Source organism: Vibrio sp. JZG10, assembly GCF_054064075.1.
Window position 1 is genome coordinate 1 of sequence record NZ_JBSUGE010000029.1, and the last position, 24595, is coordinate 24595.

Sequence of the window (24595 nt, forward strand, 5' to 3'; positions counted from 1 at the left end):
GAGACTTGAACTCTCACACCTTGCGGCGCCAGAACCTAAATCTGGTGCGTCTACCAATTCCGCCACTTCCGCAACTTATTCTGTAGTTATCAAGGTAATTGGTAAAAACCTAAATAACGTTGTTCATGGTGGCTACGACGGGATTCGAACCTGTGACCCCATCATTATGAGTGATGTGCTCTAACCAGCTGAGCTACGTAGCCAAAACCATATTTTTTACTCTCAACGCTTTGTTGTCTTGTCGTTGGGAACGGCGCGCATTATGCGAAGTTGAGTGAGATCCGTCAACAGTTTTTTTTAATAAATTTCGGAAAAACCCTCGTTCGCTTCCTTTTTAAACAAAGAGGCGTGTTTATGATCTAAAACTGGAAATAAATTAGCTTGCAGTTAGGTAATTTATTTTTGCTCATTTACTTAAGGCATTAAAAAAGCCAGCTTAGCAGCTGGCTTTTAGTGTAAATGAAGTGTTTAAAATTCATTCATTTAATTAAACATTGAAGCGGAAGTGTACAACATCACCATCTTTTACGATGTAGTCTTTACCTTCTAGACGCCATTTACCTGCGTCTTTTGCGCCATTTTCACCATTGAATTGGATGAAATCGTCGTAACCGACTACTTCTGCACGAATAAAGCCTTTCTCGAAGTCAGTGTGGATCTTACCTGCCGCCTGAGGCGCAGTTGCACCAACAGGGATTGTCCACGCACGTACTTCTTTAACACCTGCCGTGAAGTAGGTGTGTAGAGTTAGTAGCTCGTAACCAGAGCGAATTACACGGTTCAGTCCCGGTTCTTCGATCCCCATATCCGCTAGGAATTCTTCGCGATCTTCATCTTCTAGTTCAGATAGTTCAGATTCGATAGCTGCACATACAGGTACAACGACGTTGTTTTCTTTTTCTGCGAACTCGCGAACCGCATCTAGATATGGGTTATTTTCGAAACCATCTTCGTTTACGTTTGCAATGTACATAGTTGGCTTCAGTGTAAGGAAGTTTAGGTAGCCGATTGCTGCTAACTCTTCTTTAGATAGCTCAACTGTGCGTGCCATGCCGCCTTCAGTTAGTACTGGTAACAGTTTTTCTAGTACTGTTAGTTCAAATTTTGCGTCTTTATCGCCGCCTTTTGCCTTCTTCGCGTTACGTTGAATCGCTCGCTCACAAGAATCAAGGTCGGCCATTGCAAGTTCAAGGTTGATCACTTCGATATCTTCGATAGGTGAAACTTTACCTGAAACATGAACTATGTTTTCGTTTTCAAAACAACGTACAACGTGGCCAATCGCGTCTGTTTCACGGATGTTAGCTAGGAATTTGTTACCTAAACCTTCACCACGTGATGCACCAGCAACAAGACCAGCGATGTCCACGAACTCCATCGTCGTTGGAAGAACTCTCTGTGGGTTAACGATCTTAGCTAGTGCGTCTAGACGTAGATCTGGCACAGGAACCACACCAGTGTTTGGTTCAATGGTACAGAACGGGAAGTTTGCTGCTTCGATACCCGCTTTAGTTAGTGCGTTGAACAGAGTTGATTTACCTACGTTAGGTAGACCAACGATGCCACATTTAAAACCCATGATAGTAACCTTATTCAGCTTTGAACGTGTGGAGGCGATTTTGTGCTTTAGATAGGCCATCCTTAATCAGGATATCTAGACAACGAACAGCCTCATCAGCTGCTGCATCTAAAAGCTCTTGCTCTTTAGCTGGCGCTTTACCTAATACAAAACCCGCCACTTTATCTTTGTGTCCCGGATGACCAATGCCAATGCGAAGACGATAAAAATCTTTGTTATTGCCCAGTTTGCTAATGGTGTCACGCAGACCGTTATGTCCACCGTGACCACCACCTTTTTTAAACTTAGCGACACCTGGCGGTAAGTCTAGCTCGTCATGAGTGACCATGATCTCTTCAGGTTTAATTTGATAAAATTTCGCAAGCGCTGCGATCGATTTACCTGATAGATTCATGAAGGTGGTTGGGATAAGCAAACGGAGATCCTGGCCATTGACCATAATGCGTCCTGTTAGACCAAAAAACTTTGGTTCGTTCTTCAGTGTAACGTTGTGAACGCGTGCTAATTCTTCTACAACCCAAGCGCCCGCATTGTGACGAGTTCTGGCGTATTCTGGTCCTGGATTAGCAAGACCAACAAGAAGTTTGATTTGTTGACTCAAGGTTAGGATCTCTCTGGAATCTCAAAAAGCGCAGTATGATAGCACAGAATTCTCGCAGTGGGCGACCAAGGGATTTTCTGGTTATCAGTACAAATAAAAAAACACCCCAAAGAGGGGTGCTTTTGAAATCAGTGTAACTGAAATGTTCGTATTAGTTGAACATTGCAGAGATTGACTCTTCGTTGCTGATACGACGAATCGCTTCAGCCAACATGCGAGATAGGCTTAGTGTTGTCACTTTGCCTGTTGCAGCCATCTCTTTAGATAGAGAGATAGAGTCAGTTACGATAACTTGGTCAAGAACTGAGTTCTTGATGTTGTCCGCAGCGTTGCCTGAGAATACAGCGTGAGTAGCGTAAGCGAATACACGCTTAGCACCGCGCTCTTTTAGTGCTTCAGCTGCTTTACATAGTGTGCCACCTGTGTCGATCATGTCATCAACGATCACACAGTCACGACCTTCAACATCACCGATTAGGTTCATTACTTCAGAAACGTTTGCACGTGGACGACGCTTATCTACGATTGCGATGTCGATGTCGCCTAGTGCTTTTGCTGTTGCGCGAGCACGAACAACGCCACCTAGGTCAGGAGATACCACAACAGGGTTATCTAGACCGCGAGCCTGCATATCTTCAAGTAGCACTGGCGTGCCGAAGATGTTGTCTACAGGTACATCGAAGAAGCCTTGAATTTGCTCTGCGTGTAGGTCGATAGTTAGAACGCGGTCAACACCAACGTTAGATAGGAAATCAGCAACAACTTTTGCAGTAATTGGCACACGCGCAGAACGTACACGACGGTCTTGGCGAGCGTAGCCGAAGTAAGGGATAACTGCAGTGATACGGCCTGCTGAAGCACGGCGCATTGCATCAATCATAACAACCAATTCCATTAGGTTGTCGTTAGTCGGTGCACAAGTGGATTGAATGATGAAAACATCGCTACCACGAACATTCTCATTGATTTGAACTGCAACTTCGCCATCAGAAAAGCGAGAAACAGATGCATCACCAAGAGAGATGTAAAGACGATCAGCAATACGTTGGGCTAGTTCAGGTGTTGCGTTACCAGCAAATAGCTTCATATCAGGCACGGTGGAAACCTCGGGTTTGCGTCCAGTTTAAATAGGTCGGTGTGAGGCTGATTGGTATTCAGCCAAAGTCTCTTTTAATGGCGAAATATTGCGCCCTTGAGCGACAAATGCCGAGACTTTATCAGAGAGTTGTGCAAGGATAGTTTCTGCTTCAGATTTGCTCGAAAATTCAGCAAAAACGCAAGATCCTGTCCCCGTCAATCTTGACGGCGCGTATTGTAGCAGCCAAGAAAGTTGCTTATCAACCTCTGGGTAGAGCATTCGTACAATTTTTTCGCAATCGTTTACGCTTGGCGTATTTAAAAGTGTTTCTAGATCTCGTTTTGGGGTGTTTCGCGTTAGATCTGGATGACAAAAAATGTCGACGGTTGCGATAGAAACATTCGGTCTGACGACTAAATACCACTTTTCTTCTGGATAAGCGGGGGAGAGTTTCTCGCCAACACCTTCAGCGAAAGCTGCAAATCCGCGCACAAATACGGGCACGTCTGCGCCCAACTTTAAACCAATTTCAGCCAGTTCATCGTCAGTTAGATTCAGTTGCCACAAGTAGTTCAGTGCCACTAGTGCTGTAGCTGCATTCGATGAGCCCCCACCAATGCCCCCACCCATAGGCAGCACTTTCTGTAGCTCAATATGCGCGCCAAAAGGGCAGTTTGAGTAAGCTTGAAGCGCGGTTGCTGCTTTCCAAATTAAATTGTCTTGAAGAGGCACACCTTCTATATCTGGAGAAATCGTAATATCACCAGAATGGTTTGCTTGAATGGTGAGCTCATCGCCGTGATCGACGAATTGGAATAAGGTTTGTAACTCGTGGTAGCCATTTTCTGTGCGACCGTTGATGTATAGAAAGAGATTCAATTTCGCTGGCGATGGCCAGCGGGTTGAAAGTTCGATCATTGGGTGATGTTCCATTTTGTGATCACTAGATTTATTTTTACGTCAGCAGTGGTGAGTTTCAGTTTATTTGGCAGTGGTAGAGACTGCTCATGCCATTGAACGTCGCCATACCGTTGATAAGCAATACGCCAATCATTTAAACCAATTTGTTTGTTTAACGCTTGCAGTGTATTGGTTGGGGACAATTGGAATTTGTCGGCATCGGTCGGTAGGCCTAATAGCCAGTCAGGCATGTGTTCAACGGGCATCATTAACCCCGTAAGACGGTAAATTAGCTGGTTTGCACTGCGAGAGGAAAGGACCTGATCGTCGTAAGTTTCTACTGTGGCACCTTGTGGGGTGATGGTGAGCTTTAATGCCGTTTGTCCGAGAATCGTAGTTAAACGCAACTGGCTTAGTGCTGAAGAATGTTTCCAGTAGAAATTTAAATTTTGTCTTTGGTCTGGGCCAATATAACCAAGTTTTCCCGTTGCTTGAAAATCTTGGATGGTCTCGAGTCGTTGCTCATGAGCTTGCCATTCAACGCTGGTAACACTTTCAGGAACGGAGGAACAACCAGCGAGCAGTAAGCTCGACAAGAAAAAAAGAATAAAGGAGCGTAACGTCATGTTTGATGGCTTATTAATCAGTTTCGTCGGGAATCGCTCACAACTATAGCATTGAAAAGTCGCAGTTAGGAAAACAAATCCGGCTTACCCTTTCAATAAATGCGTGCTTACAGTAAAATTCTGGACCTATTTTATAACCTATCCCAGAGATACCACGTTAGATGTCCTTGCTTGCTATTGGAATCAATCACAATACAGCGTCTGTCGACTTGCGAGAGAAGGTGGCGTTTGGTCCGGATAAACTCGGCCCTGCACTCGAGCAACTTAGAGAGCACGAAGCGGTTAACGGCAGTGTGATTGTTTCAACCTGTAACCGAACTGAGTTGTACTGCGATGTTAAGCAAGGAGCGCGAAATAAGTTAATCGATTGGCTTGCTCAGTTTCATCAAGTGAGCCGCGAAGATTTAATGCCGAGTTTGTATGTGCATGAAGAACAAGCCGCAATTAAGCATTTGATGCGCGTATCATGCGGGCTAGATTCTCTGGTGTTGGGTGAGCCTCAAATTTTGGGGCAGGTAAAACAAGCATTTTCTGACTCGCGAGATCATCAAGCTGTCGATGCTTCAATTGATAAACTGTTTCAAAAGACGTTCTCAGTCGCCAAGCGTGTGAGAACAGAAACAGATATCGGCGGTAATGCTGTGTCCGTGGCTTATGCCGCATGTACATTGGCAAAACATATTTTTGAGTCGTTATCTGATTCAACCGTGCTTTTGGTTGGTGCGGGAGAGACGATTGAACTGGTCGCGAAGCATTTAGCATCCAACGGCTGCACAAAAATGATTGTCGCGAACCGCACTAAAGAGCGTGCGCAAGGCTTAGCGGATCAATTTGGCGCAGAAGTGATCAGTTTGAACGAAATTCCTGAACATTTGGCGAAAGCGGATATCGTGATTAGCTCAACGGCGAGCCCATTGCCTATTATTGGCAAAGGTATGGTCGAAACGGCTCTGAAGCAGCGCCGACATCAACCTATCTTGTTAGTCGATATTGCGGTGCCGCGAGATGTAGAGTCGGAAGTCGGTGAACTGAACGACGCATATTTGTATTCGGTTGATGACTTGCAATCTATCATCGACAGCAACATTGAGCAGCGTAAAGTCGAAGCGATTCAAGCCGAAGCGATTGTTAGTGAAGAAAGCGCTGCGTTTATGACATGGTTGCGTTCACTGCAAGCCGTCGATAGTATTCGCGACTATCGCAAATCAGCCAACGAAATTCGTGAAGAGTTACTGAGCAAAAGTTTGCAATCTTTAGCGGCAGGCGCAGATCCAGAGAAAGTGCTGCGCGAGCTGAGTAATAAACTCACCAACAAACTGATTCACGCTCCAACTCGCGCATTGCAAAGTGCGGCAGAGCAAGGCGAACCAGCAAAATTAACGATTATCCGCCAGACACTCGGCTTGGATGATCTATAACTCACGCTTTTTATTAAGAAAACGACACTATGAAAGCCTCTATTCTGACTAAGCTAGAAACGCTAGTAGAACGTTACGAAGAAGTTCAACATCTTCTTGGTGATCCTGATGTAATTGGAAATCAGGACAAATTCCGTGCTCTATCAAGAGAGTACTCTCAGCTAGAAGAAGTAACCAAGTGCTTCCAAGCTTATCAACAAGCACAAGAAGATCTTGTCGCCGCTGAAGAGATGGCAAACGAAGACGACGAAGAAATGCGTGAAATGGCGCAAGAAGAAATCAAAGAAGCGAAAGCGACGATTGAGCGTCTTACTGATGAGTTACAGATTCTTCTTCTGCCAAAAGATCCGAACGATGATCGTAACTGTTTCCTAGAAATTCGCGCAGGTGCGGGTGGCGACGAAGCGGGTATTTTCGCGGGTGACTTATTCCGTATGTACAGCAAGTACGCAGAAAAGCGTGGCTGGCGCATCGAGGTGATGTCTTCAAACGAAGCTGAACACGGTGGTTACAAAGAGATGATCGCAAAAGTGAGCGGCGACGGTGCGTACGGCGTACTGAAGTTTGAGTCTGGTGGTCACCGTGTGCAACGTGTTCCTGCAACTGAATCCCAAGGCCGTGTGCATACTTCTGCATGTACCGTAGCGGTGATGGCGGAAATCCCAGAGGCGGATCTGCCAGAAATCAAAGCAGCAGACCTGAAAATCGATACGTTCCGTGCGTCTGGCGCGGGTGGTCAGCACGTTAACACCACGGATTCTGCAATCCGTATTACCCACTTACCAACGGGTACGGTAGTAGAGTGTCAGGACGAGCGTTCACAGCACAAGAACAAAGCGAAAGCGATGGCAGTTCTTGCTGCTCGTATCGTTCAAGCGGAAGAAGAACGTCGTGCCGCAGAAGTGTCTGATACACGTCGTAACCTTCTAGGTTCTGGTGACCGCAGTGACCGTATTCGTACCTACAACTACCCACAAGGTCGTGTGTCTGATCATCGTATCAACCTAACCATCTATCGTTTGAACGAAGTGATGGAAGGTGACCTGCAGAGCTTGATTGATCCTGTAATTCAAGAGCACCAAGCAGACCAACTTGCGGCGCTCGCAGAGAACGGCTAATCGATGAGCCAAGTTCAATCAATTGAGCAAGCACTGAAAAGTGCGACGGCGAAACTGGCAGAAGGCGGCAAAGAGTCGCCTTCTCTCGATGCAGCTGTACTCCTCTGCCATATCCTTGGCAAACCACGAACTTATCTACTGACCTGGCCAGAAAAAGCATTAGAAGCAGAGCAACAAGCAAAATTCGACGCTCTACTTGAACGACGTTTAACTGGTGAACCCGTCGCTTATATTATTGGTGAACGAGAGTTTTGGTCTCTACCGTTCAAAGTTTCTCCCTCCACCTTGATCCCAAGACCGGATACAGAACGTTTGGTCGAAGTTGCACTCGATAAGACCTATGAGCAAACAGGACCTATTTTAGATCTTGGAACGGGGACGGGGGCAATTGCTATCGCACTCGCATCTGAAATGCCAAAACGTCAAGTGATGGGCGTAGATCTCAAGCAAGAAGCGAAAGCACTTGCAGAGTACAATGCTGAGCAGCTAAACATCAAAAATGTGACCTTTGCTCAAGGCAGTTGGTTCGAGCCTATTGCAGAGGGTACGAAGTTTGCTTTAATTGTCTCCAATCCGCCGTATATTGATGAAAAAGATCCACATTTATCCCAAGGTGATGTGCGCTTTGAGCCAAAATCAGCATTAGTTGCTAAGGAGAATGGTTTAGCCGATATCCGCCATATCTCGGATCTTGCTCGTCAGTATCTTGAAGTGGGCGGTTGGCTGGCATTCGAACATGGTTATGATCAGGGTGATGCCGTACGTGAGATAATGCGTGGTTTTGGTTACCAACAAGTTGCCACGGAAAAAGATTACGGCGGTAACGATCGAGTAACGCTCGGTTGTTTTGCCTGTTAATCACGGAAGTCAGCAAACACTAACTAAAAAGAGAAGAAAAATGTACGTAGCTCTAAAACACATACACTTAGTGACGATTGCGCTCAGCGCGACACTATTATCGATCCGATTTGTGTTAATGATGATGAACTCACCGAAGCGAAATAATCGCTTTTTGAAAGTGTTTCCCCACATCGTTGATACTGCATTGCTAGTGTCAGGTATCGCGCTTATTTTCATTACTGGTTTCATCCCGTTTACTGATGCCGCACCGTGGTTAACAAACAAAATCACCTGCGTACTGGCGTACATTGCACTCGGTTTCTTCTCGTTGAAGCTTGCGAAAAACAACCTACTGAAGATATTTGGCTTTTTCGGCGCATTAGGTTGGTTAGTCATGGCTGCAAACATTGCTGTGTCTAAGAGCCCTACGTTATTTGGATAAGACGTCATGTTAGAGTTTTTTGACGAAGATTTTGACAATATACCGTTGGTGGAAGGTGCGCTTGAGCTAAACAAAGCGATTAACCCTGAAACCAAAGTAAATTGGGCGAAACAAGAGTTAGAGCGTCTTTACAAAGATGCGGAAGCCACGCTTGTTCATGAAACGGATGAAGAGCAGCGATTTGATGCATTCCTACGACTGTTTTTCCATGAGTGGGGATTCAAAGGCGACGAGCAGGAATACTTTATTTCGGACAACAGCTTTATCGATAAAGTGTTGGAGCGCCGAAAAGGTATTCCGGTTAGTTTAGGTTCGATTTTATTATATCTAGGCAAAAAGCTGGGTTTCCCGTTGAAGGGAGTTACTTTCCCTACTCAGTTCCTACTAAAAGTCGATTGGATGCATAAAAAGCCAGACTACATTAACCCATTTAATGGTGAGTATGTGGGGGAAAGAATTCTCCAAGCTTGGCTTATTGGTCAAGAAGGGCCGTTGGCTCAGTTAAAGCCAGAACACTTTGAAGAAGCTGACAATCCAACCATTATTGGTCGCTGGTTAGCGTTGATCAAAAGCGCGATGTTACGTGAAGAGCACTACACGTTGGCGTTGCGTTGTACGAACCTTGCGTTAACCTTTGTGCCAGATGACCCATACGAGATTCGTGACCGTGGTTTTATTTTCCAACAGCTAGAGTGCCCTCAAGTGGCGGTGTCAGATTTTCAGTACTTTATTGACCAATGCCCTGACGACCCGGCTTCTGAGCTACTAAAATCACAAGTTAATGTGATGAGTGAAACGCACGTCACACTTCACTAATTTTATCGATGTGCCGAACTGTGGCGTATCGTGGACAGAAAAAGAGAATCAAAATGGAACAGAAAATCGTTAATATCGGCGACATTCAGGTTGCTAACGACAAGCCATTCACCCTATTTGCAGGTATGAACGTTCTTGAGTCTCGTGATCTTGCGATGCAGATCTGTGAGCACTACGTAAAAGTAACGGAAAAACTTGGCATTCCTTACGTATTTAAGGCGTCGTTTGACAAAGCAAACCGCAGTTCTGTTCATTCATACCGTGGCCCAGGCCTTGAAGAAGGTATGAAAATCTTCCAAGAGCTAAAAGACACATTTGGTGTGAAGATCATCACTGACGTTCACACTGAAGCGCAAGCTCAACCTGTCGCTGACGTGGTAGACGTTATTCAGCTTCCTGCATTCCTAGCTCGTCAAACTGACCTTGTTGAAGCTATGGCCAAAACAGGTGCGGTTATCAACGTGAAGAAACCTCAATTTATGAGCCCAGGTCAAGTGGGTAACATCGTTGAGAAGTTCGCGGAATGCGGTAACGACAAGATCATCCTATGTGAGCGCGGCTCTTGCCACGGTTACGATAACCTAGTCGTAGACATGCTTGGCTTTGGTGTGATGAAAAATGCATCGAAAGGCAGCCCAATCATCTTTGACGTAACGCACTCACTACAGATGCGTGACCCGTCAGGTGCGGCATCTGGCGGTCGTCGTGAGCAGACAGTTGAACTTGCGAAAGCGGGTCTAGCAACAGGCATCGCAGGTCTATTTATCGAGGCGCATCCAAACCCAGACCAAGCACGCTGTGATGGCCCATCTGCACTGCCGCTAGACAAGTTAGAACCGTTCCTAGCGCAAATGAAATCTCTTGATGATCTGATCAAGAGCTTTGCAGATATCGATATCAAGTAAACGCCAGATGACTGGTGATCAAATGCAATAGCCAACCTCGTGTTGGCTATTTTTTTATCAGATGGCGCATCATTCTCAGCTTCTTGCTGTAAAGGCTCTAGGCCGCTGGGAATGTGCATCAGTGACTCCCAATAAGAAAAAAGGTAAATAAATGAAGCAGCGTCTGATTATTAAAACTGCGTTGAGTGCCGCTATTTTGGCCTCGTTAGCTGGGTGTGCTACGCAACCTGCACCAGAATGGAATGCAGATACAACCTATAAATTGACCGTGCTACACACTAACGATCATCACGGTCGTTTTTGGCAAAATCGATACGGCGAGTACGGTATGGCGGCACGTAAAACGTTAATAGATGATTTGCGTGAAGAAATACAAGCAGAGGGGGGCAGTGTGTTACTGCTTTCTGGTGGAGACATCAACACTGGAGTACCTGAGTCTGATTTACAAGATGCCGAGCCAGATTTTAAAGGCATGAGCAAAATTGGTTACGATGCGATGGCGCTAGGTAATCATGAGTTTGATAATCCATTGGATGTGCTTTTCAAGCAGCAAGAGTGGGCAAGTTTTCCGATGTTGTCTGCCAATATTTACGATAAAAATACTGGCAAGCGCCTATTCCAACCGTACGCGATGTTTAACAAACAGGGTATTAAGATTGCAGTAATTGGTCTTACAACCGAAGATACAGCGAAACTTGGCAACCCTGAATTCATTGAACAAATTGATTTCCGTGACCCAAAAGAAGAAGCCAAGAAGCTGATTGCAGAACTGAAAGAAACGGAGTACCCAGACCTTATTTTTGCTGTCACACATATGGGACACTATGAGAATGGCAATAGAGGCATCAATGCACCTGGTGATGTAGCGTTAGCTCGTTATTTGAATGAAGGTGATCTGGATATGATTGTCGGTGGTCACTCACAAGAGCCGGTTTGCATGGAAGGTCCAAACGTCATCAAAAAGAGCTTTCAACCGGGTGATGAATGTCAGCCTGATCAACAAAATGGTGCTTATATTGTTCAGGCACATGAGTGGGGGAAATATGTGGGACGCGCCGATTACGAGTTTCGTAATGGTGAACTCTCGATGGTGAGCTACGATCTGATCCCAGTAAACTTGAAAAAGAAAATTAAAGTTGATGGTCAGTCGCAACGAGTTTTGATCCAAGAAGAGATTGAACAAGACGAAGCGATGCTTGAGTTTCTTCGTCCTTATCAAGAAAAAGGTCAGGGCAAGCTAAACGTGAAGATTGCAGAATCTAACGGTAAGCTTGAGGGTGACCGCAATGTGGTGCGTTACCAGCAAACTAACTTAGGTCGATTGATTGCAACGGCTCATATGGAACGGGCAAAAGCAGATTTTGCCGTAATGAATTCTGGCGGCGTTCGCGATTCGATTGCAGCAGGTGACATTACCTACAAAGATGTGCTGACTGTTCAGCCATTCGGCAATATGGTCTCTTACGTTGATATGACGGGCAAAGAAGTATTGGATTACCTAAATGTTGTTGCAACTAAGCCTGTCGACTCTGGAGCTTACGCGCAGTTTGCGGGTATTGCGATGAGTATCAATAATGGTGAGGTAACCAATGTGTTCATTGGTAATAAGCAACTTCGCTTAGATGATAATTACCGCTTTACCGTACCAAGCTATAATGCTGCTGGTGGTGATGGTTACCCTAAAATCGACGATCATCCAGGGTATGTAAATACAGGTTTTACCGATGCTGAGGTTTTGAAGGATTATTTAGAAACACACAGCCCTATTGATGTTAATGAGTATGCCCCTTCAGGTGAAATCACGTATTTAGTTGATACGGCGATTGATCAGTAACCCAACAGAGAAAAAGCGATTGACTCAAACTCGCTGATATCATTAACTAAAAGCGCAGATCCAATTCAATCTGCGCTTTTTGTTTTTATGAGGAGAATCTTGATGACTCCGGCCATTAATCTTGCGAAAAAGAAAAAAATTCCACACACGATTCATCAGTATGAGCACGACCCTAGAGCCGATAGTTATGGCTTGGAGGCTGCTGAAGTACTGGGGCAGGATCCGAAAACAGTATTTAAAACCTTGCTGTTCTGCTTGAACGGCGAGCCAAAGAACCTTGCGGTTGCGATTATCCCTGTTGATCAAAAGCTGAACCTAAAACTCGCAGCGAAAGCAGCGAAGGGCAAAAAGGCCGATATGGCTGATCCGGAAATCGCGCAAAAGACCACAGGTTATGTTGTTGGTGGGATTAGCCCACTGGGGCAGAAAAAAGCCTTACCTACTTTTTTGCACGAAAGCGCAGAAGAGCAAGACACCATCTGTGTGAGTGCAGGTAAACGTGGTTTAGAAATCGAGTTAGCCCCGAAAGATTTGCTTGGATTAACTCGCGGTCAGTTTGCACCTCTTTGTTTGTAAACTCATGACAAATAAAAAGGACGCTCATGAGCGTCCTTTTTTGATCTTGCCTGTCAGTGAAGCGTTACTTCTTCAGACTCAATGTACCACCGGTGCGTTTAGCTGGTTTGCTTGGCTTCGCGGCATTTGGGTTCATGTAATGCTGCTTAGGCTTACTCGGTGATTGAGGCTTGTTTGCTGAGTGCTTATTGCTCGATGCATCTGGTTTACGGTGCGATTTTCCATGCTCGCCTTGCGGTCTGCTACGTTCACCTTGTGGTTTCACTTTGTAATGTTCTTTAGCTGGACGTCCGCCTTCATCGTCACGCTGACGACGCTTTTGTTGACCTTTTTTCGAGTTTGGTGCATGACGGAATTCATCAGCATTGTTACCACGGAAAGTTCTTGTCTTCTGGTTACGACGAGCAGTAGAGTCTTGATTTTCTTCACGGCTATCAAACAGCTTCGCATCAGTCGCTTTACGAATATTACGACCTCTAGAGTCTGTTTTTGATGCCTCTTCTGTACCCACCGAACCATCGCACATAGCAAGAATCTCAGCGACTTCATCGTCAGTTAAGTAACGCCATTTTCCGTTCGGAATACCGTCAAGAGAGATATTCATGATTCGAACACGACGAAGCTTAAAGACTTCGTAACCTAGTGCTTCACACATACGACGGATTTGGCGGTTAAGTCCTTGAGTGAGCACAATACGGAAAGAGAACTTAGTCTCTTTCGTTACCTTACAAGGTAGAGTGACGGTATCGAGAATTTTAACGCCGCTCGACATCTGTTTGAGAAACTCACCTGTAATCGGTTTGTCCACGCGCACAACGTACTCTTTTTCGTGGCTGTTGCCAGCACGGAGGATTTTGTTGACGATATCGCCATCGTTGGTCAAAAAAATCAGACCATCAGAGGGTTTATCCAAGCGGCCGATCGGAAAGATACGTTTTTTGTGACCGATAAAATCAACGATGTTTCCAGGTACATCTCGTTCTGTTGTACAGGTGATGCCTGTTGGTTTATTGAGAGCGATATAAATCGGCTTCTCTTTTGCTGCAACTGGCTTACCATCCACACAAACATCATCACCAGGTAGCACTTTTGTTCCCATTTCAGGCTTGTTTCCATTAATGGTGACACGACCTTGTTCAATCAGTCTGTCTGCCTCACGGCGTGAACAAAAGCCAGTTTCACTGATGAATTTATTTAATCGTTTAGCGTTGTCTTGTGACATTTTTGTCTCCTAACGTTTCACAACGGCGAATGAAGTTTCCTTCCCGTGAAAGGGAAGGAAGAATAAGGGCGGGCATTCTAGCATTAGGGTGAAATTTAGCCCAACCGTTTTTGGTGACGTTCGCGAGTTTCTAATTTCTTTTCCGCACTTTTTCTAAGTAGAACGTAAACGGCTCCGGTTCCACCGTGAAAGCGTTGCGCACTGTGCACGCACTGAACTTCCCTGATTTGTTGTAGCCAGCTGCTAACAAAGCTTTTCATTAGTGCTGGTGGATTTGAGCGTTCTCCTCGGCCGTGGACAATAACGACCGTTCGTATGTCCATTGATAGGCACTGTTTTAAAAACTTTACGACTTCATCACGAGCTTCTTTCAATGTTTTACGATGCAGATCTAGGCGTGCTTGGATTGGATATTTGCCAAGACGAAGTTTGCGGTAAACCCCGTCTTGTACGCCATCACGTTTAAACTCAACAAAGTCCTCTGGTTTCAGCATTTCTGCGTGATCAAGTGACAGGTATTCTGGGTCATCTTCTGTTAGCCAGATTGCCGCTTCTCTCTTGGCGAGCTGCGCTTCGGTTACTTGGTGTACTTTTTTGTGTTGGGCGGTGTCTTGAGTGATCGGCTTTACATCGCCCATCATCTGTTGGAACAGATCAAAATCGTCATCGTGAGACATAGTAGTAATCTCATTAAGAACAGGGAGGAATAATAGGATTATATCAATGAGTGGTGCATTTAGATCAAATAAAAAACCGGAGTAGGCAAGTAACCGACTCCGGTGCAAAGCGTTTCTAGAGCTAAGCGAGATCTAGTGAGGAGATTTGTCGTTCATGATCTTGTATATGAAGAAACCGCCGTAAAATAACATCAGACCAATTGCCCCAAAGATTACTATCATTGACGATAGACCCACTGCATTACCAAATAGGAGATCAAGCCAAAAGTCCATACGTTTCCTCCAAGATGTTCCCGACAGGCATAAAACTAAATGGCAGTGCCTTGTTGCACACTGATCTGGATCAATTATGTTGCTAAGGTTAATAAACTGTATTTTGTTGTGAGTTATCAGTCACATTTTACGTGCTAGTGTTCAGTTATTCATCAAACGAATTAAGACCTAAGGTTTTTTTTAAAAAAGCACTTGCGTCATAGTTCAGAATCCGTAATATACGCATTCGTTGACGGGGACAAGTCCTCAGTTAAACATCTCGGTGAATAGCGCAGTTTGGTAGCGCATCTGGTTTGGGACCAGAGGGTCGGGGGTTCGAATCCCTCTTCACCGACCATATTGAGAAAAAGGCTCTACAGAAATGTAGAGCCTTTTTCGTATTTGGTGATATTTATTTGGAGCCAGAGGGTCGGGGTCTGGAATGCCAGTCCAATCGAATCCCTACTTCACCGACCACTTTTAGAAAGCCTGCTCAATGAGCAGGCTTTCTTCGTTTTTAGCGCTAGTAATTTTTAGACTTCAATAGTATCGAGCCAAATGGGTTCACCTGACGTTAGAATATGGCACTTCACCGACACGTATTGAGAGGAAGGCTCTACAGTAATGTAGGGCCTTTTCATTTTTTAGAGCGAGTAAATATATTACTTGATGTCACACGAGATAGTGCTGATAGGAGTTTCAGAAGTTGTGAAGCAAACATAAGCGGTCTTTGGATGGTTTGGACCAACTTTGATGTAACCTGCTTTTAGTTCGTCTTCATCAAACGTGACGGAGTGAGATTTGCTCGAGCTTCCATCAAAGTAAACAGCTTCAAAGCCTTGATTCATCATATGTGCGACGCGATTTCGGGTATGGTTAGTGGAAAAAGTGATGTTCGCACAACGCATCATTGGTTTTTCGGTAATAAGAAACTGGCCACTCTCTTTATCTAATAGCCCGCCTTTTGCTTCCGGGGTTATATCAATAGCTTGAAAATTTTCTACGTTACATGACGGTTTAGCATAAGCAAGCGATGAAGTGAGCATCATGCTGCTCACGCATAGGAATAAAGCTTTAAATTTCATATGAGTTATTATGTATCCGCATAGGTTAGAGTCGTTTTAGCAGAGAGAGTAAACCATTGTCAGTGATCGTGTTAGCGTGATGCCTGGCTATTCATCATTGATGAGGCTGGCTGCCTTCAAATAAATTTCTAAATATGGCACCTAGCTTGGCGGGTTTTACCGAGTGGTTTTATGTCAAAACCCCTTTTTTTAAGCAGCTCAATCAGATTATCTTTACCAACTAGATGCAAACTGCCGACAACAACGGTATAGCGACCCGAACGTTGAGGTAGGACACTGCCAGTATCAAGTTTTTTTGCCCAATCTCGATTGCGCTCATATAAGAAAGCCTGATTAAAATCTTCTGTTGCTTGATCGGTTAATGATGCCTCGACCAACATACTACCATCACCGCTCTTCCAGCTTTCTATCAAACACTGAACCAATTCTTCCCCCCCGTCATATTCTTCAATTGACGAGAGGAGCATCTCTTTACCGCCTTCTGATTGACCTGCTATTAAATCAATTTGGAATTGCACGGACTCCAGTGGAATGACCGGGATTTGTTTTTTATCAGCGAGTCCTATTAAGTGCATGTCGACCCCTTTATCAGAGACATACCCCAGTTTGTTAACTAAAGCGAGTTGGATGGTTAATGCAGCCGTCCATGGTGGAGAATTCAAAAGTTGAGTTTCTGGCAACCCTAAATCTTGTGCTATCTCGACTAAGTGGCGACGTTGAGCCTTGTCTAAAACATCTTTAGAAAGAATGGTTGTTTGTGGGTAAACCAAGCCTTCAGAGTTTCTGACATCAGCTTCGATAATCAATCCAGCGCTTTGGCTTAAGTGCTGAGTAATAGTTTTAGGGAGCGGGTACATCGTTTTATCGCCCACATGCACAGAGCCAATGATCATCAGCTCGGTTTCCCCTTTTTTTGCTAGCCAATGTTGCGGTTCTGCATAAGAGGAAAAGGGAGCAAAGGCAACAAGTAGGGATGATATGAGTGTCAAGAGACGAAACATAGAATGGTCCTCAGGTAAGTACCTTTAAACTTTATACGCAAAAATGCTTGAGGTTAAGTGCAATTTCTCTAGTGGGGATATTCGACAAAATCGTCATTTCTAAAAATATTGACGAGTTTTGACGATGAATAAATGAGAGTCACTTCACGAAAGATAAATAGGTCATTCGCTTACTAATGGTTCACAAAATAATTAGGCGTGATCCAAATCTTACAAAATCAGTCGTAACTCATGAATATGAGTGACCTAGATCGCAGCAAACTCGTCAAAACAAGTTGTTCGATTTTGACGTGGCTTGTAACTTCATGAAAGTTAAGTTTTTATGGTTTTTGCTGAGTATCATTTTTTGAACTAGATCACTTCCTATTTCTATTTATTTTACGCTTAGAAATAACTGGTTGTATGTTGAATGCAACTGTTAGGCCCCTCGCATTTGAGGAGCCGCGATTTTTATCATTGTCGTTTTGAACCACTGACTTTTTTGGGGAAGTAAGATGTTTAAACCTAGTCTGATTGCTGTTTCTGTTATCACCACATTAGCAGGTTGCTCTGCTCTGCAAAGCTCTGAGCAACAAGCTGTAAATTCACTGGCTAATAACCTTGATATTCAATACCAAGTGTTGACTAACCACGGTGCAAACGAAGGTCTTGCTTGTCAGGATTTAGGGGCTGAGTGGGCTTCTTGTAACAAGGTGAACATGACGCTAGTTAACCAAGGTGAAGCGGTTAACTCTAAAGATTGGGCTATCTACTTCCACAGCATTCGTCTGATTTTGGATGTAGATAATGATCAGTTCAAAATTTCTCGTGTAACGGGTGACCTACACAAACTGGAACCAACAGATAAGTTTGATGGCTTTGCGGCGGGCGAAGAAGTGGTACTTCCACTAATTGGCGAATATTGGCAGTTATTTGAAACCGACTTTATGCCGGGTGCTTTCGTGGCTGCACCAAACGCAGAACCTAAGATGATCGCTTCTCTTAACACAGAAGACGTTGCGTCTTTCGTGACTGGCCTTGAGGGTAACAACCTAAAACGTACACCAGACGACAACAATGTATTTGCAAACGCTGTGTCTCGTTTTGAGAAAAACGAAGACCTAGCAACACAAGACGTATCAACCACGTTACTACCAACACCGATGCACGTTGAAGCGGGTAAAGGCAAAGTAGATATCGCGGATGGTATTGCGCTGCCTAAAGACGCATTCGATGCGACTCAATTCGCAGCAATTCAAGATCGTGCAGAAGTGGTAGGTGTGGACGTTCGTGGTGATCTTCCTGTAAGCATCACTGTTGTTCCTGCAGACTTCACCGGTGAATTGGCAAAATCTGGTGCTTACGAGATGAGCATCAAAGGCGATGGTATTGCGATTAAAGCGTTTGACCAAGCAGGTGCTTTCTACGCAGTACAATCTATCTTTGGCCTGGTAGATAGCCAAAATGCTGATTCTCTACCACAACTGTCTATTCAAGATGCACCTCGCTTTGATTACCGTGGTGTGATGGTGGATGTAGCTCGTAACTTCCACTCTAGAGACGCAATTCTTGCAACGCTAGACCAAATGGCAGCGTACAAGATGAACAAACTTCACCTTCACCTAACCGATGATGAAGGCTGGCGTTTAGAAATCCCGGGCCTACCTGAGTTGACAGAGGTTGGCGCTAATCGTTGTTTCGATACACAAGAGAAAAGCTGCGTACTGCCTCAGCTTGGTTCCGGTCCAACGACAGACAACTTTGGCTCTGGCTACTTCAGTAAAACAGACTACGTGGAAATCTTGAAATACGCGAAAGCGCGTAACATTGAAGTCATTCCCGAAATCGATATGCCAGCACACGCGCGTGCAGCGGTAGTATCAATGGAAGCACGTTACGACCGCCTGATGGAAGAAGGTAAGGAAGCTGAAGCGAACGAATACCGCCTGATGGATCCTCAAGATACTTCTAATGTCACTACGGTTCAGTTCTACGATAAGCAAAGCTTTATCAACCCGTGTATGGAATCTTCCACTCGCTTTGTAGATAAAGTGATTTCAGAAGTGGCAGCAATGCACGCTGAAGCTGGGGCACCGCTAACGACATGGCACTTTGGTGGTGACGAGGCGAAGAACATCAAGCTAGGTGCTGGTTTCCAAGACGTTAACGCAGAAGACAAAGTTAGCTGGAAGGGCACGATTGATCTGTCGAAACAAGACAAGCCATTTGCGCAATCTCCACAGTGTCAGGCGTTAATCGCAGACGGCACAGTGAGCGATTTTGCTCACCTACCGAGTCATTTTGCACAAGAAGTATCAAAATTAGTTGCTGAGAAAGGCATTCCAAACTTCCAAGCATGGCAAGATGGTTTGAAATACAGCGAAGGTGAGAAAGCATTCGCAACAGAAAATACGCGTGTTAACTTCTGGGACGTTCTTTACTGGGGTGGTACATCATCAGTGTACGAGTGGTCTGAGAAAGGTTACGACGTGATCGTTTCTAACCCTGACTATGTGTACATGGACATGCCATACGAAGTTGATCCGAAAGAGCGTGGTTACTACTGGGCAACACGTGCAACCGATACGCGTAAGATGTTTGGCTTTGCACCAGAGAACATGCCTCAGAACGCAGAAACCTCTGTAGACCGCGATGGTAACGGCTTCACTGGTAAAGGTGAAATCGAAGCGAAACCTTTCTACGGTCTATCAGCACAGCTTTGGTCTGAGACAGTACGTAACGACGAGCAATACGAGTACATGGTATTCCCTCGCGTACTAGCAGCCGCTGAGCGTGCATGGCACCGTGCTGATTGGGAAAACGACTACAAAGTGGGTGTTGAATACTCGCAAAACTCTAACCTAGTAGACAAAGCCGCGCTAAACCAAGACTACAACCGCTTTGCGAACGTACTTGGCCAACGTGAACTGGCTAAGCTAGAAAAATCTGGTATCGACTACCGCCTTCCAATTCCTGGTGCGAAAGTAGAAAACGGCAAGCTAGCTATGAACGTTCAGTTCCCTGGCGTTGAACTGCAATACTCGTTAGACGGTCAAAATTGGCTGACTTACACAGAAAATGCTCGTCCAAGTGTAACTGGTGAAGTGTTTATCCGCTCTGTATCGGCGACAGGGGAAAGATCAAGCCGCGTAACTAGTGTGAAATAACCTTAATCTTCTCAGCTAAATTTAAGCAAACCCTCAATGTCATGTTGAGGGTTTCTTTATTTTTAGGGGAAATTAAGTGTGACCAATGTCTAATTATTTTTCATTGATAAATAAGTTTTAGCTTGTAATGGTCAGGGTTGTTGTGAACTGGATCGACTTAATCTGCTAAATATCAATAAATTACCTGTTTATGATCACACTTCTATTTTTTGAATCATTGTAGAAAAATACGGTAAGTGCCTGTATTTACCATACTTTTATCAGGGTTGTTGAGCGTCGGTTTGAACAAGATCACTTTTTAAAATGTTTTATTTTCCATCGCGAATTAATTGGAACAATATTGCGATCGCCAAGGAGGCACATTCCAAAGTTTGCGATAAAGGGAAGAGAAGCCCTTTAAAACCGTCGCATAACGTGAATAAATAAAGGCAGTAATTATGAAAAACATTTTTGCACTGAGTGCTCTTTCTCTCGCTTTCGCTTCTAGCGCTTTTGCTGGTTCTTCTTACGTAACGGGTAACGTTCAATTCCACGATGATGGTCGAATCCATGGTTCGGACGTTACGTCTACACTGGAAGCTGGTCATACTTTTGATAACCAATTCGGCGGCTTTACGGTTTACACCGAATTTGATGGTATTCAGTTGGGTAAACTGGAAACAGAAAACGGTGGCGCGGGTAACACAACACCAGCAATCACTGTGGGTGGTGAGCAGTCATTTAACATTACCGATCATTTATGGGTTGCAGCGGGTTACCAACACTTGTTCTCTGCTGGCGAGAACGTACAGTACCGTCCATTGGTTAAGATCGGTTACAACTTCGATAACGGTATCTCGCTAAGTAACCGTACTCGTGCGCATATTGATGCGACAGACGCAGATGCGGATACAGACTACCGCATGGATAACCGTATTGGTTACGTGATGAATGAAGATGTGACGCTAAGCTACAACAACGTCTACATGATTGAAGCGGAAACGATGGACCACGAACTTCGCGCAACGTGGACACGTAAAGGTGTTCAGCCTTACTTTGAGTTCCGTAGCCAAGCACACGGTGCAGAAAACGCAAGTGGTGATAGCCTAGTTAACAATGCGTTTGTATTTGGTGCCTCTTACGGCTTCTAATCTTATATTTGTCCATTAAGAAAAAGCCCAGCAATTGATTTGCTGGGCTTTCTTGTTATTTATCGTTGCCTTCGTGGTGGCTATATTCGAACACTTGGCCTTTTTCGTTAAACGCGTAAACAGTGTAGCTGTCTTTTTTATCGCCATACTCCATACCAGGGGAACCCATTGGCATGCCCGGTACCGAGAGCCCTTTTGCGTTACGTGGTGGATTTTCTAAGAATGCTTTAATGTCTTCGGCTGGAATGTGACCTTCGAACACATAGCCGTTGATTTCTGCTGTGTGGCAAGAGTAAAGCTGTTCGTTCTTGATGCCTAGATCGCGTTTTATGGCGTTCATGTCATCGTGCAATTTCTCTTCGACCGTAAATCCGTTCTCTTCCATGTGTTTTGTCCATTCACCACAGCAGCCGCAGTATGGCGATTTGTGGTTAATGACATCAGCGGCCAATACGTTGGCGGATGCGGTCGCAAGCATTGCAAAGGTCAATAATTTCAACTTCATAATAGCCTCAAATATAAGTGGTTATTTTACTGAAAAAAGTCGTAGTCGATTTGCATTACTAACGACAGTAATAGATGACAGCGCCATTGCCGCACCTGCGACAACTGGGCTGAGCAAAAATCCAAATGCAGGATAAAGTACGCCTGCGGCAACAGGGATCCCCAGTGAGTTATAAACGAAGGCTCCAAATAGGTTTTGCTTCATGTTTTTAAGTGTAGCGCGCGACAGTTCAATCGCATGTACCACCGCCATTGGTGACGTGTTCAGGATGGTCATTTGCGAACTTTCAATGGCGACATCACTGCCGCTACCCATGGCAATACCAAGGTTGGCTAACGCGAGAGCAGGGGCGTCGTTAATGCCATCCCCCACCATTGCCACGACATGGCCTTGGGATTGAAGTTGCTCAATGTGCTGAGCTTTCTCATCTGGCATTACTTGAGCGATTACTTCATCAATACCAAGTTCTTGACCGATAGCGTTGGCTACGTGTTGGTTGTCACCCGTCAGCATTACCGTTTTGATGCCTTGCGATTTTAATGCAGAGAGCGCTTGTTTTGCATCCGATTTGATTGGGTCAGCAATGGCGATCAGGCCGACTAACTCACCATCGAGCGCAACGGCAACCGGAGTCCATGCGTTCTGAGCACATTCGTCAATTGCATCCTGAAGTGCCTCTGTTGCAACGTTTTCCGCTTGCATAAATTGAAGCGAGCCAATAAGCAGCGGTTTACCTTGATACGTTGCCAAAATGCCGCGCCCACGAACGTTTTCAAATTTATCGAGAGTCACTTCTTGCGTGTCGTGCTGATTAGCAAAGTCGCATACCGCTTTTGCTAGTGGGTGCTCTGACTGACGCTCGGCGGCGTACGCTAACCCCAACAGCTCTTCTTGGCTGGTGGTGTGAGTAAACACTTGCTGCACACTCGGTTTACCTTGGGTAAGCGTGCCTGTTTTATCGAACACAACCGTATCTATTTTACTCGCTAGCTGCAGGGCATCAGCATCTTTGATCAAAATGCCGAGTTCTGCGGCTTTACCCACTCCCACCGTGACAGAAAGTGGGGTTGCTAAGCCTAGAGCACAAGGGCAGGCGATGATAAGTACGGTTGTGGTGACCACCAGCATATAGCTCGCTTTTGGCTCTGGGCCAACGGCAAACCAAACAAGCGCTGCCAGTATTGCTATGCCTACAACGACAGGGACAAACACTGATGAAATCTGGTCTGCCAATTTCGCGATGGCAGGCTTACTGCTCTGAGCGCTGCGCACCATACGAATAATACGTGCCAGCATGGTATTTGCGCCAATGCCCGTTGCCTCAATGACTAATCCACCATCGGTATTTAATGTCCCGGCAGACACTTGAGCCTCTTGCGCTTTTAACACTGGTACTGGTTCACCAGTGAGCATGGACTCATCAATGTATGATTCACCATTGATTACCGTACCATCAACAGGCACTTTCTCGCCTGGTTTGATACGCAGTTTCATGCCTAGCGTGATTTGCTCAACCGCGATTTGTTGATCGCCTTTCTCAGTGATGACGGTCGCTTGTTGAGGCTGTAAGTTCACCAAAGCCTGAAGCGAGCGAGTTGTGTTTGCTTTCGCTTTGGCTTCTATATAGTGACCAAGTGAAATCAAACCAATGATCATCGCGCTGGCTTCGAAGTAAACATGACGAGATGCCATTGGGAACCAATCTGGGAAAATCACCACAAGCATAGAATAGAACCACGCTGCGCCAGTACCGAGCGCAACTAAGGTATCCATGGTGGCGCGCTTGTGAGTGGCCGCTAACCAAGCGTTACTAAAGAACTGCTTTCCGGCAGTGGCAAGCAGCAGCAAACACACAATACCGATCGCGCCCCAAACCAACTGGTCATTGGTGTTGCGAATCATCATGTTGCCACCAGCAACACCCCAAATCATCAAAGGGGCACCCACAACAAGGCCGGCAATTGCATCCAACTTAAAGCGTTTTTGCTGTTGACGTTGTTGCTGCGCTTGCTTTTCTTGCTGTGTCGCGGCGTCTTGTAAAACCTCGCCTTGGTAACCCGCTTGTTTGACAGATTGCAAAATAGATTGATGTAACGAATCTGAGTCTTCAGTCACAAACACCAGTGCGCTTTGTTCTGCGAGGTTTACCTGGGCTTTTTCAACCCCTTGTACATTAGTAAGGGCTTTTTCTACTGATGCGACACAGCTTGCACAAGTCATACCTTGAATCAACATCTGTAGTTGAGCCGTGCCTGCTGGTTGCTCGTCAGGCGTTGCTTGGTCGCCTTTTTCGCTTTGATGTGTCTGGCTTTGTTGTTGATCGGGAGTGATTGCCTTGTGCTCTTCAGCAACTGAGTTATCAGTAACAGCGCTATTGTTGGCCGTATAGCCCAAGCTGGCAACTAGCTCAATGACTTGTTGCTCGGAGAGTAGGGTACGAATCTCTAAGTGCGTTGTTGAAGCCTCGAAAGAAATAACGTCTTGATGAGAGTCTAATAAAGAAGAGAGTTTTTTCACGCAGCCGCCACAGCTTAAGCCTGAAAGGTTTAACTCGTACTGATTTCCTGCTTGGTAACCAAGAGATTCAATTGATGAGACAAGCTCTTTGAGAGAGGACTCGGTTTTGACCTCGACTTGCGTTGGGGACAAAGTGAGGATCTCTACATCGTGATTCGCATGTAAAGCCTTCTCAACTTTTCTCGCACAGCCCATGCAGTTGAGCCCTGATAAAGGTATAACAAACTGATACATAATCTGCACCTCAATAATAGTGATACATTGAGCTTAAACCTTCCTGCAAGGGTAAGGTCAATACCCATTTTGGGCTCACAACAATTTCGTCAA

General features: G+C 45.2%; 22 protein-coding genes and 2 tRNA genes. 11 read left to right on the forward strand and 13 right to left on the reverse strand.

Annotated elements, in window-relative coordinates:
* Positions 1–126 precede the first annotated feature (126 nt).
* The 6 genes from ACWYVB_RS22035 to lolB form a co-directional block, all read right to left on the reverse strand.
* A tRNA-Met gene (locus tag ACWYVB_RS22035) sits at positions 127–203 on the reverse strand.
* A 284-nt stretch (positions 204–487) separates the two neighbouring features.
* Positions 488–1579 carry a redox-regulated ATPase YchF gene (gene ychF, locus ACWYVB_RS22040; RefSeq protein WP_005393178.1) on the reverse strand — a complete coding sequence of 364 codons (1092 nt, stop codon included), beginning with the start codon at positions 1577–1579 and terminating at the stop codon, positions 488–490.
* 10 nt (positions 1580–1589) lie between these two features.
* Positions 1590–2180, reverse strand: coding sequence for an aminoacyl-tRNA hydrolase (gene pth, locus ACWYVB_RS22045; RefSeq protein ID WP_457530172.1), 591 nt, complete (start codon positions 2178–2180; stop codon positions 1590–1592).
* 151 nt (positions 2181–2331) lie between these two features.
* Positions 2332–3276 carry a ribose-phosphate pyrophosphokinase gene (locus ACWYVB_RS22050; protein WP_005393176.1) on the reverse strand — a complete coding sequence of 315 codons (945 nt, stop codon included), beginning with the start codon at positions 3274–3276 and terminating at the stop codon, positions 2332–2334.
* Between the two features lie 27 nt (positions 3277–3303).
* Positions 3304–4176: a 4-(cytidine 5'-diphospho)-2-C-methyl-D-erythritol kinase gene (gene ispE / locus ACWYVB_RS22055; RefSeq protein ID WP_457530174.1), complete on the reverse strand. Its 873-nt coding sequence runs from the start codon at positions 4174–4176 to the stop codon at positions 3304–3306.
* A complete protein-coding gene (gene lolB, locus ACWYVB_RS22060) occupies positions 4173–4784 on the reverse strand; it encodes a lipoprotein insertase outer membrane protein LolB (RefSeq protein WP_005393172.1) in 612 nt (203 codons plus the stop codon). Before lolB ends, ispE begins: the two co-directional genes overlap by 4 nt.
* Positions 4785–4945: 161 nt before the next feature.
* On the opposite strand from lolB, the gene hemA reads away from it, so the two are divergent.
* The 8 genes from hemA to ybaK all read left to right on the forward strand — a co-directional run bounded on the left by hemA (position 4946) and on the right by ybaK (position 12733).
* Positions 4946–6202: a glutamyl-tRNA reductase gene (hemA, locus tag ACWYVB_RS22065; RefSeq protein WP_005384104.1), complete on the forward strand. Its 1257-nt coding sequence runs from the start codon at positions 4946–4948 to the stop codon at positions 6200–6202.
* 29 nt (positions 6203–6231) lie between these two features.
* On the forward strand, positions 6232–7320 hold the full coding sequence (prfA, locus tag ACWYVB_RS22070) for a peptide chain release factor 1 (RefSeq protein ID WP_005382222.1): 1089 nt from the start codon (positions 6232–6234) through the stop codon (positions 7318–7320).
* A 3-nt stretch (positions 7321–7323) separates the two neighbouring features.
* The gene (gene prmC / locus ACWYVB_RS22075; protein ID WP_074190989.1) at positions 7324–8178 is read left to right on the forward strand and encodes a peptide chain release factor N(5)-glutamine methyltransferase; all 855 of its coding nucleotides are present in this window, start codon (positions 7324–7326) and stop codon (positions 8176–8178) included.
* Between the two features lie 40 nt (positions 8179–8218).
* Positions 8219–8602: a SirB2 family protein gene (locus ACWYVB_RS22080; protein ID WP_005382225.1), complete on the forward strand. Its 384-nt coding sequence runs from the start codon at positions 8219–8221 to the stop codon at positions 8600–8602.
* 6 nt (positions 8603–8608) lie between these two features.
* Positions 8609–9418, forward strand: a complete 810-nt coding sequence (locus tag ACWYVB_RS22085; protein ID WP_457530178.1) for a SirB1 family protein — start codon at positions 8609–8611, stop codon at positions 9416–9418.
* Between the two features lie 53 nt (positions 9419–9471).
* Positions 9472–10323 carry a 3-deoxy-8-phosphooctulonate synthase gene (gene kdsA / locus ACWYVB_RS22090; protein WP_005384095.1) on the forward strand — a complete coding sequence of 284 codons (852 nt, stop codon included), beginning with the start codon at positions 9472–9474 and terminating at the stop codon, positions 10321–10323.
* 151 nt (positions 10324–10474) lie between these two features.
* Complete coding sequence (gene ushA, locus ACWYVB_RS22095; protein WP_457530180.1) at positions 10475–12157, forward strand: bifunctional UDP-sugar hydrolase/5'-nucleotidase UshA; 1683 nt, start codon at positions 10475–10477, stop codon at positions 12155–12157.
* A gap of 102 nt (positions 12158–12259) precedes the next feature.
* Positions 12260–12733, forward strand: coding sequence for a Cys-tRNA(Pro) deacylase (ybaK, locus tag ACWYVB_RS22100; protein ID WP_457530182.1), 474 nt, complete (start codon positions 12260–12262; stop codon positions 12731–12733).
* A gap of 64 nt (positions 12734–12797) precedes the next feature.
* Here ybaK and rluF read toward each other — a convergent pair whose 3' ends face one another.
* The 3 genes from rluF to ACWYVB_RS22115 form a co-directional block, all read right to left on the reverse strand.
* The gene (gene rluF, locus ACWYVB_RS22105) at positions 12798–13955 is read right to left on the reverse strand and encodes a 23S rRNA pseudouridine(2604) synthase RluF (protein WP_457530184.1); all 1158 of its coding nucleotides are present in this window, start codon (positions 13953–13955) and stop codon (positions 12798–12800) included.
* 95 nt (positions 13956–14050) lie between these two features.
* Positions 14051–14632 carry a DNA endonuclease SmrA gene (smrA, locus tag ACWYVB_RS22110; protein WP_457530186.1) on the reverse strand — a complete coding sequence of 194 codons (582 nt, stop codon included), beginning with the start codon at positions 14630–14632 and terminating at the stop codon, positions 14051–14053.
* Between the two features lie 132 nt (positions 14633–14764).
* On the reverse strand, positions 14765–14905 hold the full coding sequence (locus ACWYVB_RS22115; protein ID WP_005382236.1) for a DUF3149 domain-containing protein: 141 nt from the start codon (positions 14903–14905) through the stop codon (positions 14765–14767).
* Positions 14906–15165: 260 nt separating this feature from the next.
* On the opposite strand from ACWYVB_RS22115, the gene ACWYVB_RS22120 reads away from it, so the two are divergent.
* A tRNA-Pro gene (locus ACWYVB_RS22120) sits at positions 15166–15242 on the forward strand.
* Between the two features lie 304 nt (positions 15243–15546).
* Here the strand turns inward: ACWYVB_RS22120 and ACWYVB_RS22125 are convergent.
* Together ACWYVB_RS22125 and ACWYVB_RS22130 are read right to left on the reverse strand one after the other, a co-directional pair.
* Complete coding sequence (locus ACWYVB_RS22125; RefSeq protein WP_046874287.1) at positions 15547–15969, reverse strand: hypothetical protein; 423 nt, start codon at positions 15967–15969, stop codon at positions 15547–15549.
* A gap of 128 nt (positions 15970–16097) precedes the next feature.
* The gene (locus ACWYVB_RS22130; RefSeq protein WP_006743037.1) at positions 16098–16970 is read right to left on the reverse strand and encodes a TraB/GumN family protein; all 873 of its coding nucleotides are present in this window, start codon (positions 16968–16970) and stop codon (positions 16098–16100) included.
* 494 nt (positions 16971–17464) lie between these two features.
* Here ACWYVB_RS22130 and ACWYVB_RS22135 point away from each other — a divergent pair, with 494 nt between their 5' ends.
* Entirely contained in the window at positions 17465–20116 is a 2652-nt protein-coding gene (locus ACWYVB_RS22135; protein ID WP_457530189.1) for a beta-N-acetylhexosaminidase, read from the forward strand.
* Positions 20117–20553: 437 nt separating this feature from the next.
* On the forward strand, positions 20554–21246 hold the full coding sequence (locus tag ACWYVB_RS22140; RefSeq protein ID WP_005382004.1) for an oligogalacturonate-specific porin KdgM family protein: 693 nt from the start codon (positions 20554–20556) through the stop codon (positions 21244–21246).
* 55 nt (positions 21247–21301) lie between these two features.
* Here ACWYVB_RS22140 and ACWYVB_RS22145 read toward each other — a convergent pair whose 3' ends face one another.
* Positions 21302–21751, reverse strand: coding sequence for a DUF411 domain-containing protein (locus tag ACWYVB_RS22145; RefSeq protein WP_012842060.1), 450 nt, complete (start codon positions 21749–21751; stop codon positions 21302–21304).
* 21 nt (positions 21752–21772) lie between these two features.
* Positions 21773–24502 (reverse strand): copper-translocating P-type ATPase, encoded by a 2730-nt coding sequence (locus tag ACWYVB_RS22150; RefSeq protein ID WP_457530192.1) that lies wholly within the window; start codon positions 24500–24502, stop codon positions 21773–21775.
* Between the last annotated feature and the right edge of the window lie 93 nt (positions 24503–24595).

What these genes read in the sequence shown, in the direction of transcription:
- ychF (WP_005393178.1), bottom strand. Translation starts at nt 1,579, where the DNA reads ATGGGTTTTAAATGTGGCATCGTTGGTCTACCTAACGTAGGTAAATCA.
- ispE (WP_457530174.1), bottom strand. Translation starts at nt 4,176, where the DNA reads ATGATCGAACTTTCAACCCGCTGGCCATCGCCAGCGAAATTGAATCTC.
- lolB (WP_005393172.1), bottom strand. Translation starts at nt 4,784, where the DNA reads ATGACGTTACGCTCCTTTATTCTTTTTTTCTTGTCGAGCTTACTGCTC.
- hemA (WP_005384104.1), top strand. Translation starts at nt 4,946, where the DNA reads ATGTCCTTGCTTGCTATTGGAATCAATCACAATACAGCGTCTGTCGAC.
- prfA (WP_005382222.1), top strand. Translation starts at nt 6,232, where the DNA reads ATGAAAGCCTCTATTCTGACTAAGCTAGAAACGCTAGTAGAACGTTAC.
- prmC (WP_074190989.1), top strand. Translation starts at nt 7,324, where the DNA reads ATGAGCCAAGTTCAATCAATTGAGCAAGCACTGAAAAGTGCGACGGCG.
- ACWYVB_RS22080 (WP_005382225.1), top strand. Translation starts at nt 8,219, where the DNA reads ATGTACGTAGCTCTAAAACACATACACTTAGTGACGATTGCGCTCAGC.
- ACWYVB_RS22085 (WP_457530178.1), top strand. Translation starts at nt 8,609, where the DNA reads ATGTTAGAGTTTTTTGACGAAGATTTTGACAATATACCGTTGGTGGAA.
- kdsA (WP_005384095.1), top strand. Translation starts at nt 9,472, where the DNA reads ATGGAACAGAAAATCGTTAATATCGGCGACATTCAGGTTGCTAACGAC.
- ushA (WP_457530180.1), top strand. Translation starts at nt 10,475, where the DNA reads ATGAAGCAGCGTCTGATTATTAAAACTGCGTTGAGTGCCGCTATTTTG.
- ybaK (WP_457530182.1), top strand. Translation starts at nt 12,260, where the DNA reads ATGACTCCGGCCATTAATCTTGCGAAAAAGAAAAAAATTCCACACACG.
- rluF (WP_457530184.1), bottom strand. Translation starts at nt 13,955, where the DNA reads ATGTCACAAGACAACGCTAAACGATTAAATAAATTCATCAGTGAAACT.
- smrA (WP_457530186.1), bottom strand. Translation starts at nt 14,632, where the DNA reads ATGTCTCACGATGACGATTTTGATCTGTTCCAACAGATGATGGGCGAT.
- ACWYVB_RS22115 (WP_005382236.1), bottom strand. Translation starts at nt 14,905, where the DNA reads ATGGACTTTTGGCTTGATCTCCTATTTGGTAATGCAGTGGGTCTATCG.
- ACWYVB_RS22125 (WP_046874287.1), bottom strand. Translation starts at nt 15,969, where the DNA reads ATGAAATTTAAAGCTTTATTCCTATGCGTGAGCAGCATGATGCTCACT.
- ACWYVB_RS22130 (WP_006743037.1), bottom strand. Translation starts at nt 16,970, where the DNA reads ATGTTTCGTCTCTTGACACTCATATCATCCCTACTTGTTGCCTTTGCT.
- ACWYVB_RS22135 (WP_457530189.1), top strand. Translation starts at nt 17,465, where the DNA reads ATGTTTAAACCTAGTCTGATTGCTGTTTCTGTTATCACCACATTAGCA.
- ACWYVB_RS22140 (WP_005382004.1), top strand. Translation starts at nt 20,554, where the DNA reads ATGAAAAACATTTTTGCACTGAGTGCTCTTTCTCTCGCTTTCGCTTCT.
- ACWYVB_RS22145 (WP_012842060.1), bottom strand. Translation starts at nt 21,751, where the DNA reads ATGAAGTTGAAATTATTGACCTTTGCAATGCTTGCGACCGCATCCGCC.
- ACWYVB_RS22150 (WP_457530192.1), bottom strand. Translation starts at nt 24,502, where the DNA reads ATGTATCAGTTTGTTATACCTTTATCAGGGCTCAACTGCATGGGCTGT.